Origin of the sequence: Microbacterium sp. SLBN-146, assembly GCF_006715145.1 — a bacterium.
Classification (GTDB): domain Bacteria; phylum Actinomycetota; class Actinomycetes; order Actinomycetales; family Microbacteriaceae; genus Microbacterium.
Genome location: NZ_VFMR01000001.1, coordinates 167,489 through 180,072 on the forward strand (window position 1 = coordinate 167,489; position 12,584 = coordinate 180,072).

13 protein-coding genes are annotated in these 12,584 nt (G+C 70.6%); 3 read left to right on the forward strand and 10 right to left on the reverse strand.

Going from position 1 to position 12,584, the window contains the following annotated elements; all coding sequences use genetic code 11:
• The first annotated feature begins 44 nt into the window (after nt 1-44).
• Complete coding sequence (locus FBY39_RS00570; protein ID WP_141933757.1) at nt 45-2,267, forward strand: heavy metal translocating P-type ATPase; 2,223 nt, start codon at nt 45-47, stop codon at nt 2,265-2,267.
• Nucleotides 2,264-2,602 (forward strand): metal-sensitive transcriptional regulator, encoded by a 339-nt coding sequence (locus FBY39_RS00575; protein WP_141929747.1) that lies wholly within the window; start codon nt 2,264-2,266, stop codon nt 2,600-2,602. Before FBY39_RS00570 ends, FBY39_RS00575 begins: the two co-directional genes overlap by 4 nt.
• A 3-nt stretch (nt 2,603-2,605) precedes the next feature.
• Here FBY39_RS00575 and rarD read toward each other — a convergent pair whose 3' ends face one another.
• Both rarD and groES read right to left on the reverse strand, forming a co-directional pair.
• Nucleotides 2,606-3,514 (reverse strand): EamA family transporter RarD, encoded by a 909-nt coding sequence (gene rarD, locus FBY39_RS00580; protein WP_141933759.1) that lies wholly within the window; start codon nt 3,512-3,514, stop codon nt 2,606-2,608.
• Between the two features lie 261 nt (nt 3,515-3,775).
• The gene (gene groES / locus FBY39_RS00585; protein ID WP_120775280.1) at nt 3,776-4,072 is read right to left on the reverse strand and encodes a co-chaperone GroES; all 297 of its coding nucleotides are present in this window, start codon (nt 4,070-4,072) and stop codon (nt 3,776-3,778) included.
• Between the two features lie 142 nt (nt 4,073-4,214).
• Between groES and FBY39_RS00590 the strand changes: the two genes are divergently transcribed.
• A complete protein-coding gene (locus tag FBY39_RS00590; protein ID WP_141929748.1) occupies nt 4,215-5,402 on the forward strand; it encodes a THUMP-like domain-containing protein in 1,188 nt (395 codons plus the stop codon).
• Nucleotides 5,403-5,437: 35 nt separating this feature from the next.
• Here the strand turns inward: FBY39_RS00590 and FBY39_RS00595 are convergent, their stop codons facing one another.
• The 8 genes from FBY39_RS00595 to glmS all read right to left on the reverse strand — a co-directional run bounded on the left by FBY39_RS00595 (nt 5,438) and on the right by glmS (nt 12,521).
• On the reverse strand, nt 5,438-6,085 hold the full coding sequence (locus FBY39_RS00595) for a hypothetical protein (protein WP_260837380.1): 648 nt from the start codon (nt 6,083-6,085) through the stop codon (nt 5,438-5,440).
• Nucleotides 6,082-7,146, reverse strand: coding sequence for a tRNA (adenosine(37)-N6)-threonylcarbamoyltransferase complex transferase subunit TsaD (gene tsaD / locus FBY39_RS00600; protein WP_141929749.1), 1,065 nt, complete (start codon nt 7,144-7,146; stop codon nt 6,082-6,084). Before tsaD ends, FBY39_RS00595 begins: the two co-directional genes overlap by 4 nt.
• Nucleotides 7,143-7,730 carry a ribosomal protein S18-alanine N-acetyltransferase gene (rimI, locus tag FBY39_RS16635; RefSeq protein WP_141929750.1) on the reverse strand — a complete coding sequence of 196 codons (588 nt, stop codon included), beginning with the start codon at nt 7,728-7,730 and terminating at the stop codon, nt 7,143-7,145. Before rimI ends, tsaD begins: the two co-directional genes overlap by 4 nt.
• Complete coding sequence (tsaB, locus tag FBY39_RS00610; protein WP_141929751.1) at nt 7,727-8,389, reverse strand: tRNA (adenosine(37)-N6)-threonylcarbamoyltransferase complex dimerization subunit type 1 TsaB; 663 nt, start codon at nt 8,387-8,389, stop codon at nt 7,727-7,729. Before tsaB ends, rimI begins: the two co-directional genes overlap by 4 nt.
• Before the next feature lie 10 nt (nt 8,390-8,399).
• On the reverse strand, nt 8,400-8,924 hold the full coding sequence (gene tsaE, locus FBY39_RS16490; protein ID WP_260837381.1) for a tRNA (adenosine(37)-N6)-threonylcarbamoyltransferase complex ATPase subunit type 1 TsaE: 525 nt from the start codon (nt 8,922-8,924) through the stop codon (nt 8,400-8,402).
• Between the two features lie 54 nt (nt 8,925-8,978).
• The gene (alr, locus tag FBY39_RS00615; protein ID WP_186336909.1) at nt 8,979-10,103 is read right to left on the reverse strand and encodes an alanine racemase; all 1,125 of its coding nucleotides are present in this window, start codon (nt 10,101-10,103) and stop codon (nt 8,979-8,981) included.
• Nucleotides 10,100-10,573: a holo-ACP synthase gene (locus tag FBY39_RS00620; protein ID WP_141929752.1), complete on the reverse strand. Its 474-nt coding sequence runs from the start codon at nt 10,571-10,573 to the stop codon at nt 10,100-10,102. Before FBY39_RS00620 ends, alr begins: the two co-directional genes overlap by 4 nt.
• A 94-nt stretch (nt 10,574-10,667) precedes the next feature.
• On the reverse strand, nt 10,668-12,521 hold the full coding sequence (gene glmS / locus FBY39_RS00625) for a glutamine--fructose-6-phosphate transaminase (isomerizing) (RefSeq protein ID WP_141929753.1): 1,854 nt from the start codon (nt 12,519-12,521) through the stop codon (nt 10,668-10,670).
• Between the last annotated feature and the right edge of the window lie 63 nt (nt 12,522-12,584).

Genomic DNA, 12,584 nt, shown 5'->3' on the forward strand with positions numbered 1-12,584 from the left:
CGACCTCCGCCTCCGACGCCCGGATCGAGCTGGACATCGGCGGCATGACGTGCGCGTCGTGTGCGAACCGCATCGAGAAGAAGCTCAACCGCATCGACGGAGTCGAGGCATCCGTCAACTATGCGACCGAGAAGGCGCTCGTCCGGGCGCCCGCCGGGTTCGACCCCGCCGTCCTCGTCGCGGAGGTCGAGAAGACCGGATACACCGCGCACGTGCCGCAGCCGCCATCCGCCGACGAAGACGAGTCGGCCGACCCCGAGCTGACCGGTCTGCGTCAGCGACTCATCGGCGCCGTCATCCTCAGCGTGCCCGTCATCGTGCTCGCGATGATCCCGGCGCTGCAGTTCACGTACTGGCAGTGGGCGTCCCTCGCCCTCACCGCCCCCGTCGTCGTCTGGGGTGCGTGGCCTTTCCATCGCGCTGCCTGGATCAACCTGCGCCACGGCGCCGCGACGATGGACACCCTCATCTCGCTCGGCGTCTCCGCAGCCTTCCTGTGGTCTCTCTACGCGCTGTTCCTCGGGCATGCCGGGATGCCGGGCATGACCCACGGCTTCGAGTGGACGGTGAGCCCGGGCGACGGCGCCGGCCAGATCTACCTCGAGGTCGCCGCGGGAGTGACGATGTTCGTCCTCGCCGGCCGCTATGTCGAAGTGCGCTCGAAGCGCCGCGCGGGGGCCGCCCTGCGTGCACTGCTCGAGCTCGGCGCGAAAGACGTCGCGGTGCTCCGGGACGGTACCGAGCGTCGGATCCCGATCGCCGAGCTGCGCACCGGCGACGAGTTCGTGGTTCGCCCGGGCGAGAAGGTCGCGACGGACGGCGTCGTCGTCAGCGGCGTTTCCGCGATCGACGCTTCTCTCGTGACCGGCGAGTCGGTGCCGGTCGAAGCGCGTGCCGGCGACTCCGTCATCGGGGCGACGCTCAACGCGGGCGGACGACTCGTCGTGCGCGCGACGCGAGTCGGCGCCGACACGCAGCTCGCGCAGATGGCACGCCTGGTCGAAGAGGCGCAGTCCGGGAAGGCGCGCGCACAACGGCTCGCCGACCGCATCTCGGGCGTCTTCGTCCCGATCGTGCTCGTGCTCGCCGTCGGAACTCTCGGCGCATGGCTCGCGCTGGGGTTCGACGCGGCATCCGCCTTCACCGCCGCCGTCGCGGTGCTCATCATCGCGTGCCCGTGCGCCCTCGGACTCGCGACACCGACGGCGCTGCTGGTCGGCACGGGGCGCGGAGCCCAGCTCGGCATCCTCATCAAGGGGCCGGACGTGCTCGAGCAGTCTCGCGCGCTCGACACGATCGTGCTTGACAAGACGGGCACCGTGACGTCGGGGCGCATGGCGCTCACCGACGTCCTGCCCGCGGAAGGGGTCGACCGCGCCGAGCTCATCCGCCTCGTGGGCGCTGTCGAGCACGCGTCCGAGCACCCCCTCGCCGTTGCGATCTCCCGGGCGGCCGAGGACGAGCTCGGACCACTCCCTTCCGTCGAGAGCTTCCAGAGCGTCGCCGGCGCAGGCGTTTCCGGCGTCGTCGACGGTCACGCGATCATCGCCGGGCGTCGCACGCTGCTCGCGGACTGGTCCGTCCCGCTCCCCGCGGCGCTCGAGGCAGCGATGTCCGCGGCGGAGGAGAAGGGCCGCACGGCGATCGTCGTCGCGTGGGACGGCGAAGCCCGCGGCATCCTGGTCCTCGCCGACACGGTCAAGCCCACGAGTCGTGCGGCCGTCGCTCAGCTCCGCTCACTGGGGCTCACTCCCGTGCTGCTGACGGGCGACAACCCTCGCGCCGCGCACGCGGTCGCCGAGGAGGTCGGGATTGAGATCGTGCACGCCGGAGTCCTGCCGGCCGAGAAGGTGGCGATCGTCGCGGGCCTCCAGAGCGAGGGTCACTCGGTCGCGATGGTCGGCGACGGTGTCAACGATGCCGCGGCGCTCGCGCAGGCCGACCTCGGCATCGCGATGGGGACGGGAACGGATGCCGCGATCGAGGCCGCCGACATCACCCTCGTGCGCGGAGACCTCGGCGCCGCCGTCGACGCCATCCGCCTGTCGCGTTCGACGCTGCGGACCATCCGCGGCAACCTCTTCTGGGCGTTCGCGTACAACGTCGCGGCGCTCCCCCTCGCAGCCCTCGGGCTGCTCAACCCGATGATCGCGGGGGCTGCGATGGCTCTGTCGAGCGTCTTCGTCGTCGGCAACAGCCTGCGTCTGCGATCGTTCCGCTCTCACACCGCGGATGCCGCAACCCGACCCACTCGGAGGACACCATGATCGACTTCCCCACCGATGCCCCGACCACCGACACCGATGCCACAGACGTCCATGCCTCGCACGGGTACATCACCGACAAGGAGAAGTACCTCAATCGGCTCAAGCGGATCGAGGGTCAAGCCCGCGGCATCCACAAGATGGTCGACGACGAGAAGTACTGCATCGACATCCTGACGCAGATCAGCGCCCTGACGTCGGCGCTCGAAGCGGTCGCACTGGGTCTCCTCGACGATCACCTCCGCCACTGCGTCGTCGATGCCGCACGGCTCGGCGGTACCGAGGCCGACGAGAAGATCACCGAAGCGACGCAGGCGATCGCGCGCCTCGTGCGCTGAGGATCACCGGCGAGCGCGCGACCGTCGCACGTGCACCAGTGAGTCGACGGTCAGCACGAGGAGCGCGATCCACACGAGCCCGAACCCGATCCACCGCTCGAGGGGCATCGGCTCGCCCAGGATGTAGGCGCCGGTGATGAACTGCAGGATCGGGGCGATGAACTGCAGCAAACCGATGACGGTGAGCGTCGTGCGACGCGCGCCCGCGGCGAAGAAGAGGAGCGGGATGGCGGTGATGGCGCCCGCGAGCGACAGCAGGATCGTGTGCTGCACGCTGACCGTCCCCATGGTCAGGCCCGTCGTCGCCCCCACGACGGTGAGCAGGACTCCCGCGACGGGAAGCAGCCACAGCGATTCCAACGTCAGACCGCTCACAGCGTCGACGGACGGGCCCACACGCTTCTTCACGAGGCCGTAGAGACTGAAGCTCGTCGCGAGGGTGAGGGCGATCCACGGGAACGACCGGTAGCCGACGATGATGACGACGACGGCGGCCGCCGCGAAGCCGATGGCGATCCACTGGGTCGTGCGCAGCTTCTCGCGCAGGACGAACACGCCCAGCAGCACCGTTGCGATCGGGTTGATGAAGTATCCGAGGCTCGTCTCGATGACATGACCGGTGAGTGCCCCGATCATGAACACCTGCCAGTTGACGTAGATGAGTGCGCCGGCGAGCGCCGTGAGCCCGAGAAGGCGCGGCTGCCGCATGATCCGGAGCAGGGCGCTCCACGAGCGCGTCACGGTGAGCAGAAGCGCGCAGAAGGCGAGCGACAGGAAGATGCGCCATGCCACGAGCTCCCACGGCCCCGTGGGAGCGAGCAGGACGAAGTACAGCGGCAGGAACCCCCACAGGAAGTACGCCGAGAAGGCGTAGACACCGCCGAGCGTCCGCTCTCGTGCCGCGAGAGCGATCGCTCCCGTATCGGTGACGGGGACGCCGCCCTCGGCTTCCGCCGCCGCGCCGATCCGGTCGAGCACCGAATCGCTCGTCGGGGATGTCGGGTCGGTCTCGCGGGTCACCGCACCAGCCTAGGACCGCACGCCCACACGACGGCGCGTCCTGCGTCGGCGGGACTGCCGTCCACCGAGCGATGTCTGCCAGAAGAGGGACGCTGCAGGCCGATACGACGAAGGACCGGATGCCGAAGCATCCGGTCCTTCGTGAAAGGGGTGTCAGCGAACGACGACCGCGAGCACGTCGCGTGCCGAGAGCACGAGGTACTCGTCGGCGCCGAACTTGACCTCGGTGCCGCCGTACTTGCTGTAGAGAACGCGGTCGCCGACGGAGACGTCGATCGGAACGCGGTTGCCGTTGTCGTCGATGCGACCGGGGCCGACGGCCACGACCTCGCCCTCCTGCGGCTTCTCCTTGGCGGTGTCGGGGATGACGAGACCACTCGCGGTGGTCTGCTCTGCCTCGACCTGCTTGATGACGATGCGGTCCTCGAGCGGCTTGATGGAAACCGACACGGTTTACCTCTTCTTTCTTGAGACTGAAGACTCGTTAGCACTCTGACGTCGAGAGTGCTGATGCAAGTCTAGGGACGAGTTGGCACTCCCGCAACGTGAGTGCCAACCCTGTGTCGTCGCGTGTCGGTCGTAGGCTGGCCGGATGCTGATGGCCGAGCTCACCGCCCTGCTCACACCCGAGGGACTCCGACTGCTCGACGCCGTCGACTCCGTCGACTCGACGGACGATGTCGCCCGCCTCGTCTCGGGCCTTCGCGCGTCGGGCCACTCCCCCGAGCTCGTGACCGCCGTCGTGACGCAGGCGCGCCTGCGCACGCGCGGCAGGGCGAAGTTCGGCGAGCTGGCCGACCGCATGCTCTTCACGCGCGCCGGTCTCGAACAGGCGACGCGCCTCGGCGTCGCCGTGCGCCACGCGGCCCGCTTCCGCAACGCAGGACTCGAGCGCGTGGCCGACCTCGGCTGTGGAATCGGCGGCGACGCCCTCGGTCTTGCTGGCCTCGGACTGCACGTCGACGCCGTCGATGTGGACGACGTGACTGCGGCCATCGCGGCATACAACCTCGCGCCCTTCGGCCAGGACGCGACCGTGCGTCAGGGAACAGCAGAGGACAGCGACCTGTCGGCCGTCGACGCGGTCTGGCTCGATCCGGCCCGACGGACCGCCGGCCACGGTGACACGAGCCGCACGCGCGCCGAGGACTGGTCTCCGTCGCTCGACTGGAGTTTCGAGCTGTCCACCCGGATGCCGACCGGCATCAAGCTCGGCCCGGGCCTCGACCGCACGAGCATCCCGGACCATGTCGAGGCCCAGTGGGTGAGCGCCGAGGGCTCGACGATAGAGCTCGTGCTGTGGTCAGGCGCCCTCGCGCGCGAGGGGGTTCGGCGAGCGGCACTCGTGATCCGGGGCGAGGCGGCGCACGAACTGACGGCGAGCGCGGATGCCGCGGACGAGCCGCCGCGCGCACTCGGCACCTACCTGCACGAGCCCGACGGAGCGGTCATCCGGGCACGCCTCATCGGCGACGTGGCGCGGTCTCTCGAGGCGGGCGTCCTCGACGAGAAGATCGCCTACCTGACGTCGGATGCCGCGGTGACGTCCCCGTTCGTGCAGTCGTTCCGCGTGCGCGAGACGCTGCCCGCCGACGCGAAGAAGCTCGGCCAGGCACTGCGGTCGCGCGGGATCGGGCGGCTCGAGATCAAGAAGCGGGGCGTCGACATCGACCCGGCGGTGCTGCGGCGGACGCTCAAGCTCAAGGGCGAGGAGGAGGCGACGCTCATCCTGACGCGCGTCGGGGCGAAGCGGATCGCGATTCTCGCCGACCGCGTGTGAGCTGAGCTTCCGCGCCCCGATCGAACAGGCGCCGCTCAGACGAAGAGGGTGCCGGTGCTGGACGCCCAGAGCAGCCAGCCAGCGCTGTACAGGAGCGACACCGCCGCCAGCGCGAGCGACCAGATCGCGAGGGCGCGGCTCTCACCGGGTCGGCGCAGGGACACGATCCCGACGATGAGTCCGATCAGCCCAAGGGGGAATCCCCAGCCCACGACGAGCGACACGGCCAGTCCCGCGATGGCGAAGGCGAGCGCCCAGCCGGCGAGGCCGCGCGTCGGGCGCGGCTCGGGCATGATCCACTCCACGGGGCGATCCTCCGTACCGGGCTCCGCGGGGGCCGACTCGACCGTGAGGCCGACGGGTTCGGTCGGAAGCCGCTGGAAGCCGCCTCGGTGCACCCCCGGCAGGACGGTCGCCTGACCCAGCTCGACGTCCGGCGAGGGCTGCTCGATGACGGGAGCAGGCGGGCGGGGAGGAAGCGGAGGCGAGTCGCCGGGGTCGACGGTCGCGCGGCGGCGCAGTCCTCCCGTGACCCCCGCATCGGAGCCGGCGGTTGCGGCATCCGCGGCCTTCGTCGGGGAGTCGGTCACCGGGCGCACGTCGGGCGCGGTGTTCGAGCGGCGCGTCGCGGGAGTGGCATCCGTCGTCTCCGGCTCACGGGGCCGACCGACGTCGTCGTTCATGCGACCCCCTCGGCGACCTGGATCTCGGTGACGGGAAGCGTCGAATCGGCTCCGAACGCGAGGGTCGACGGGCGACGGCCCGAGCGGATGAGGTCCGCCGCGAGGGCGGCGATCATCGCACCGTTGTCGGTGCAGAGCGAGAGCGGAGGGATCCGCACGGCGACCCCGGCCGCAGCCGCCCGTTCGAGGGCGACGTCGCGCAGCCGCCGGTTGGCGATGACGCCTCCGCCGAGCAGCAGGCGGGGAACGCCGTGATCGGCGCACGCGGCGAGGGCTTTCGTCACGAGGACGTCGACGACCGCTTCGCGGAAGGATGCCGCGACGTCGGCGACCGGAATCTCCTCGCCCGCAGCCTGCCGCTGTTCGATCCACCGCGCGACGGCGGTCTTGAGTCCCGAGAACGAGAAGTCGTAGCGGTGCGCGGCCATGTCCGACGCGCGGGAGAGCCCACGCGGGAAGCGGATCGCCGTCGGATCACCCTCTGCTGCCGCGCGATCGATCTCGGGGCCGCCGGGGTACGGCAGGCCGAGCACGCGCGCGACCTTGTCGAACGCTTCGCCCGCGGCGTCGTCGACCGTCTCGCCGAGCAGCTCGACATCGCTCGTCAGGTCGCGCACGAGAAGGAGCGACGTGTGTCCGCCCGAGACGAGCAGTGCGACCGTCGGATACTCGACGTCGTCGCCCGTCAGGATGTCCGCCGCGATGTGCCCCACGAGGTGGTTGACGGCGTAGAGGGGCCGGTCGAGCGAGACGGCGAGCGCCTTGGCCGCTCCGACGCCGACCATGAGCGCACCGGCGAGTCCGGGTCCGCTCGTCACCGCGACGGCGTCGAGATCGGACAGCGACACGGATGCCTCGGCGAGCGCCGCCCGGATGGCGGGCTGCAGCGCCTCGAGGTGGGCGCGCGCGGCGACCTCGGGGACGACCCCGCCGTAGCGCGCGTGCTCGTCCATGGAACTCGCGATCGTGTTGGACAGCAGCGTGCGTCCTCGAACGATCCCGATGCCGGTTTCGTCGCAGCTCGTCTCGATGCCGAGCACGAGAGGCTCGGTCGTGTTCATGTGCACCACCCCGTCCCGGGCAGGGCGCGGTCCTGAGGCGATCCGCCATCGTGAGGCGGTTCTGCCGCCCCAGCATCCTCAGAACCGCGGATCTCCTCGGCACCGCGCGGGTCGGCAGCGCCGCGGTGAGCGTGCCACCCCGACAGGTCGAGCTTCATGACGACGGCGTCGACGTCATCGGGCTGGTAGTAGTGCGGGCGGCGGGCGATCTCGAGGAACCCCTCCGAGGCGTAGAGCGACTGCGCGACGGGGTTGTCGGCCCGGACTTCGAGGAACACCTCGCGCACCCGACGACGCGCGGCCTCTTGGAGCAGGGCTCCGAGCAGGGCGCGCCCTCTCCCCCGACCCCGCGCGGCGTCGGCGATCGTGATGGTCTGCACATCGGCATCCTTCGCCGCCGCTGCGGCGCGGAGACCGGCGTAGCCGACCGTGCGATCGGCCAGGACGTCGACGATGTAGTAGCCGTGCGGCGACTGAAGCTCTTCGCGCATCATCGCGTCGGACCACGCGTCGGTGGGGAACGACGCGCGCTCGATCGCCATGATGGCGTCGAGGTCGGCGGATGTGGCGCGGCGGATCGTCACACGCCCACCTTCTTGGGTCCTGCCGAGAGGGTGACGTCGGGCGCGCGGAGGTAGAGCGCGTCTTCCGGCGCGACGACGCGGTCGGCGGCGAGGGCGCGGGCGGCGACGAGTGCGACCATGGCGGCCGAGACGGATGCCGCATCGCGGCGCTCCACGCCGAGTCGGCCGAGCAGGGCGTCGAGCTCGTCGCGGGGCACGAGCGCAGGTTCGGCGGTCCGCACGGGGAGTCCGTCGTCGTCGAGGCCGTCGTAGACCGTGTACGCGAACTCGCGGCGGCGTGCGTCGGTGACCACGGCGAAGCCGAGCGCGTCGGGGTCGGCGAGCAGGATCGACAGCGCGACGGCATCGTGGCTCACGACGGGGACGACCGGGATGCCGCGACCCATCGCGAACGCGCGGGCGGCGGCGATCCCGACCCGGAGGCCCGTGAAGGGCCCCGGCCCCATGCCCGCTGCGACATGCGTGAGGGTCACGGGGGTCGGGGCGACGGTGGCTCCGATCGGACCCAGTCCCGCGTCGGCGAGCGCTTCGACGAGGAGGTCGCCGATGACTTCGGCGTGTCCGAGCGGATTCGCGCTCGAGGACTCGGCGCGGATGAGCCCATCGGCCTCGACGACCGCGACGGCGGTGCCGAGAGACGTGTCGATGCCGAGGATCACGTCGTCCAGGCTACCGGCCCGCTTCCGCGGCATCGCGGCGCGAGATCGTCACGAGACGCGGCGTCTCGGCGTCGAGGTCCTCTCCGTGGCCGAATCCACCGCACGCCGTGTCGACGCCGCGGCCATTCCACTCGCGGTCGATCTCGACCTCCCACCACCGGTCGGCGACGGCCGCGGCGAACGGAGCACCCCATTCGGCGACGACGACCGACCCGGGGAAGTCGATGTCGAGGTCGTCGAGCTCGGCGCCCGACCCCAGCCGGTACGCGTCGACGTGAACGAGCGGCGGCCCGTCGACGAGCGAGGGGTGCGTGCGGGCGATGACGAACGTCGGGCTCTGGACGGGTCCGCGAACGCCCAGTCCTGCGGCGATCCCGCGCGTGAGGGTCGTTTTCCCGGCGCCGAGCGGCCCCGTCAGGATCACGAGGTCGCCGGGGCGGAGCATCCGTCCCATCTCTTCGCCGAGCTGCTCCATCTGCTGCGACGAGGTGATCTCGCGGGCTCCCGCGAGCGTGTCGAATTCTGTCGTGCTCACGCTTCCTCCAACGCTCGGACGCTCTGTTTCATGCCGGGAGATGCCGCCGGGGCGTCATGCCTGCATGTGCCGCCGGGGCACCCTGGGGCCGATGCGCGTGACGATCTCGTAGTCGATCGTGCCGGCGGCATCCGCCCAGTCCTTCGCCGCAGGCGCACCGAGCGTCGGATCGCCGAACAGGACGACCGCGTCGCCCACTCCGACGGGATGGTCGCCCACGTCGACGACGAACTGGTCCATCGCGATGCGCCCCGCGACCGCGAAGTCGCGGCCGCCGATGCGCACGGGTCCGCGCGACGAGGCCTGCCGCGGCACCCCGTCGGCGTAGCCGAGCGGCACGAGCACGAGGGTCGTCTCCCGATCGGTGCGGTGCGTGTATCCGTACGAGACGCCCGTGCCCGCGGGCACGCGGCGCACGGCGGCGACCGACGCCCGGAGGGTCATGGCGGGGCGGAGGCCGAGATCCGCCGACGAGCGATCCGCGAAGGGCGAGAGCCCGTAGATGCCGATCCCGACGCGCACGGCATCGAGCCGCGCCTCGGGGAGGTCGATCGCGGCGTGAGTGGCCGCGAGGTGGCGGATCGGGGGGCGCAGACCCACGGATGCCGCCTGGCCGACACCTTCCATGAACGCATGGAGGGCCGCTCTGTCGTCGTCGGGGGTCGTGTTGGAGAGGTGGCTGAAGATGCCGACGACGCGGAGCCTCCCGATGCGCTCGAGGCGCGCGGCCTCGGCGAAGACGATGCGATAGTCGGCGGGGGCGATGCCGTTCCGCGAGAGTCCCGTCTCGATCTTGAGGTGGACCGTGACGGGATGGTCTCCGGATGCCGCGGCCGCGGCGCGCGTGAGCTGGTCGTACGACGAGATGCCGAGCTCGATGCCCGCCCCTGCGGCTTCGCGGAAGTCGGCGCCGGGGGCGTGGAGCCACGCCACGACGGGCGCGACGATCCCTCCCCGTCGGAGGGCGAGTGCCTCGCCGATGTCGGCGACGCCGAGTCGCGCGGCTCCCCCGGCGAGCGCCGCGGCCGCTGCACGGACGGCGCCGTGGCCGTAGCCGTCGGCCTTCACGACGGCGAGCACCTCGACGCCCGTGAGCCGACGGAAGTGGCGGACGTTCGCCTCGATCGCGCCGAGGTCGATCGTCGCCTCGCGCATCGTGCCGGCCGGGAGCCCGCTCATACGCCGCTCCCGTCGTCGGCCCGGTCGGAGATTCGCGCGTTCGTCAGAGCATCCGGGCCAGATCCTCCGACCTCGGCAGGCTTATCCGACGCCTCGGTCGCGCCGGACACAGAGTCTCCGACCGACTCCGCGACGACATACGCCGTCGCGAGACCCGCATCGTGCGACATCGACAGGTGAAGGGCGGTGATGCCACGACCCGCGACCACGGCGGCGGTCGAGCCCGAGAGCGTGAAGCGTGGGCGCCCGGACGGCTCGGGGGTGACGTCGATCTCCGTCCAGTGCACGCCGTCCGACCCGCCGAGTGCCTTGATGAGCGCCTCCTTCGCGGCGTAGCGCGCAGCGAGCGAGCGCGGTGCCAGCGGCCGCTCCCCGGGCGTGAAAAGGCGGTCGAGCAGACGCGGCGTGCGCGCGAGGGAACGCTCGAATCGCGCGATGTCGACCAGGTCGATCCCGATCCCGACGATCATGTGGTCCTCCGCGGCGTCCGGTGCGCGCGGTCTGTCACCCGCAGTGTTCCCTGCGTGGGGGGCGACGGGACGCGGCATCCGTCACTTTATCGCTCTACTCGACGGTGACCGACTTCGCGAGGTTGCGCGGCTGGTCGACGTCGAGGCCCTTGGCCGTCGCGAGGCCCATTGCGAAGATGTGCAGCGGGACGACCGTGAGGAGAGCTTGGACCATGGGGCTCGACAGCGGGATGCGCAGCACCTCATCCGAGATCGGCAGCACGGCGGCGTCGCCCTCCTCGGCGATCGCAATGACGCGCGCACCGCGAGCGTGGATCTCGCGGATGTTCGAGACGACCTTGGAGTGGAGAAGCGGCGATTCGCGCGGCGACGGGACGATCACGAAGACGGGCTGCCCCGGCTCGATGAGCGCGATCGGACCGTGCTTGAGCTCACCCGCCGCGAAGCCCTCGGCGTGGATGTAGGAGATCTCCTTGAGCTTGAGCGCACCTTCGAGAGCGATCGGGTATCCGACGTGGCGCCCGAGGAAGAGCACCGAGCGCGTGTCCGCCATCCAGTGCGCGAACTGCTCGATGCGCTCCTGCTCGACGTCGAGGATGTGCTGGATCTTCTCGGGAGCGGATTCGAGCTCGAGGACGTGCTGCGCGACTTCGGTCGACGAAAGCTCGCCGCGAATGAAGCCGATGTGCAGTGCGAGGAGGAACTGCGCCGTGATCTGCGCCACGAAGGCCTTAGTGGATGCCACGGCGACTTCGGGCCCCGCGTGGGTGTAGACGATGGCATCCGATTCGCGGGGAATCGTCGCGCCCTGCGTGTTGCAGATCGACAGTGTCTTGGCACCCCGCTCGCGCGCGTACTTGACGGCCATGAGGGTGTCCATCGTCTCGCCGGACTGGCTGATCGACACGACGAGCGTGTTCGGGCCGATGACGGGGTCGCGGTAGTGGAACTCGTGGGCCAGTTCGACGTCGACCGGAACACGCGCCCAGGCCTCGAGGGCGTACTTGCCCACCATGCCGGCGTACGCCGCGGTGCCCGCCGCGATCACGACGATGCGGGTGATGTCGCGGAAGAGGTCGTCGAGTCCGTCGAGCTCCGGGATGGCGACGACGCCGTCGCGGACGCGGCCGCGGAGGGTGTTGGCGACGGCCTCGGGCTCTTCCGAGACCTCCTTGGCCATGAAGCTCGACCATCCGCCCTTCTCGGCGGCGGACGCATCCCACGTCACTTCGAACGGCTCGACCTCGACCGGGTTTCCCGTGAAGTCGGTGACCTCGACACCCGCAGGAGTGATCGCGACGATCTCGTCCTGTCCGATCGCGAGGGCATTCCGGGTGTGCTCGACGAACGCGGCGACGTCGGAGCCGAGGAAGTTCTCGCCCTCGCCGAGCCCGATGACGAGCGGCGAGTTGCGGCGCGCGCCCACGACGAGTCCGGGGTGGTCTTCGTGGACGGCGAGGAGCGTGAAAGCCCCCTCGAGCCGGTTGACGGTGGAGCGGAACGCCTCGACGAGGTCGCCGCCGTTCGCGCGGTACTCGCGTCCGAGGAGGACTGCCGCCACCTCGGTGTCGGTCTCGCTGCGGAACTCGTGGCCTTCGCTGACGAGGTCGGCTTTCAGGTCGGCGTAGTTCTCGACGATGCCGTTGTGGATGACGGCGAGCTTGTCGTCGTCCGCGAGGTGCGGGTGCGCGTTGGCATCCGTGGGTCCGCCGTGCGTCGCCCACCGGGTGTGGCCGATCCCGGTCGTGCCGCCGGCGAGTTCGTGAGCCTCGAGGTCGTCACGCAGCACTTGGAGCTTGCCGGCGCGCTTTCGCATGACGAGGTCGCCATCCGTGTCGATGACGGCGATACCGGCCGAGTCATAGCCGCGGTACTCGAGTCGGGCGAGGCCCGCGAGCAGGATGGGCCGACTGTCGCGGGGGCCTACGTATCCGACGATTCCACACATGGCGACAATCGTACGATCGTTGGTTTGCGAGGAGGCTGAACGAGCGTGTCGCGGCGCGGCGCG

What these genes read in the sequence shown, in the direction of transcription:
- FBY39_RS00570 (WP_141933757.1), top strand. Translation starts at nt 45, where the DNA reads ATGACGTGCGCGTCGTGTGCGAACCGCATCGAGAAGAAGCTCAACCGC.
- FBY39_RS00575 (WP_141929747.1), top strand. Translation starts at nt 2,264, where the DNA reads ATGATCGACTTCCCCACCGATGCCCCGACCACCGACACCGATGCCACA.
- FBY39_RS00590 (WP_141929748.1), top strand. Translation starts at nt 4,215, where the DNA reads ATGCTGATGGCCGAGCTCACCGCCCTGCTCACACCCGAGGGACTCCGA.
- FBY39_RS00595 (WP_260837380.1), bottom strand. Translation starts at nt 6,085, where the DNA reads ATGAACGACGACGTCGGTCGGCCCCGTGAGCCGGAGACGACGGATGCC.
- tsaD (WP_141929749.1), bottom strand. Translation starts at nt 7,146, where the DNA reads ATGAACACGACCGAGCCTCTCGTGCTCGGCATCGAGACGAGCTGCGAC.
- alr (WP_186336909.1), bottom strand. Translation starts at nt 10,103, where the DNA reads ATGAGCGGGCTCCCGGCCGGCACGATGCGCGAGGCGACGATCGACCTC.
- FBY39_RS00620 (WP_141929752.1), bottom strand. Translation starts at nt 10,573, where the DNA reads ATGATCGTCGGGATCGGGATCGACCTGGTCGACATCGCGCGATTCGAG.
- glmS (WP_141929753.1), bottom strand. Translation starts at nt 12,521, where the DNA reads ATGTGTGGAATCGTCGGATACGTAGGCCCCCGCGACAGTCGGCCCATC.